Annotated in this window: 2 protein-coding genes; one reads left to right on the top strand and one right to left on the bottom strand. The window is 36.5% G+C overall.

The window, feature by feature from the left end; translation table 11 throughout:
- Window positions 1–116: 116 nt before the first annotated feature.
- Window positions 117–410, bottom strand: coding sequence for a hypothetical protein (locus PG418_RS19105; RefSeq protein ID WP_173816936.1), 294 nt, complete (start codon window positions 408–410; stop codon window positions 117–119).
- 77 nt (window positions 411–487) lie between these two features.
- On the opposite strand from PG418_RS19105, the gene PG418_RS19100 reads away from it, so the two are divergent.
- Window positions 488–763: a hypothetical protein gene (locus PG418_RS19100; protein ID WP_498837895.1), complete on the top strand. Its 276-nt coding sequence runs from the start codon at window positions 488–490 to the stop codon at window positions 761–763.
- Window positions 764–830: the final 67 nt, after the last annotated feature.

Below are 830 nucleotides of genomic sequence, written 5' to 3'. Positions count from 1 at the left end.
TGCTTCTTGTTTTGCTGAAATAAATAAGAACGGTGATTTGGATCTTGCTGTGCGTTTTCAAAAAGCCGCAGCGGGAGATATTTTCTATATAAACATGTGTTATATTTGTCAATAGATCAATTCTTTTTGTACAGAACAAATACATTCGCTAACGCAATACATGTTCCCGTTCCGAAATTGTGTCCTTTTATGTAAAGTAAATCATTGCTACTGTTATAATAACAGGACACGATATTTACCCATGCATCCCAATCTCCAACTAGGTCATATCCGATCACTCCAATAGGTGTGTAGCCATTTACTGTAGGCGGTTTTAAATAATAATTGAAATCCTTTCCTGCGCCAACGTTTATATTATTTGTTACAGCTACTTGCTTTACAGACAATAAACTTTTTAAATTATTGTTCATCGTTGTCTCTGCATTTTTTAATTTGCTATTTAGTTCAGAATCCCTCTAAAAAGATGAAGAAAGGGGCAAACAGAAAAATGAAAATCACATTCAATGATGGTCGGGAACTGCAGATCCAGCAGGTCACTGAGCAGACGGATGGCGCACTTCTGATCAAGACCATTTCAGCACACGAGGATCAGCTGAAGACTTTATTCTCTGATCAGACAACAACTAAGAGAATGTCTGTGAGCGAACGGGATGCAGATACCGTTGTGTATGAAAACTACACAAAGCTCGATGCAATCGTGATGGAGAAAAATGAAATGCTCGAAGGATGCATTTTGGAAATGTCTGAAACGGTATATCAGTAAAACGATAATTGTATTAACCATTTTATTCATATTATTACAAATTTCAGGAGGAAAAGAAATGATGGCA

The sequence above is a fragment of the Bariatricus sp. TF06-38A genome (assembly GCF_027690675.1).
GTDB lineage: Bacteria > Bacillota > Clostridia > Lachnospirales > Lachnospiraceae > Allocoprococcus > Allocoprococcus comes.
This window is presented reverse-complemented; position numbering and strand designations above follow the sequence as displayed.

What these genes read in the sequence shown, in the direction of transcription:
- PG418_RS19100 (WP_498837895.1), top strand. Translation starts at nt 488, where the DNA reads ATGAAAATCACATTCAATGATGGTCGGGAACTGCAGATCCAGCAGGTC.
- PG418_RS19105 (WP_173816936.1), bottom strand. Translation starts at nt 410, where the DNA reads ATGAACAATAATTTAAAAAGTTTATTGTCTGTAAAGCAAGTAGCTGTA.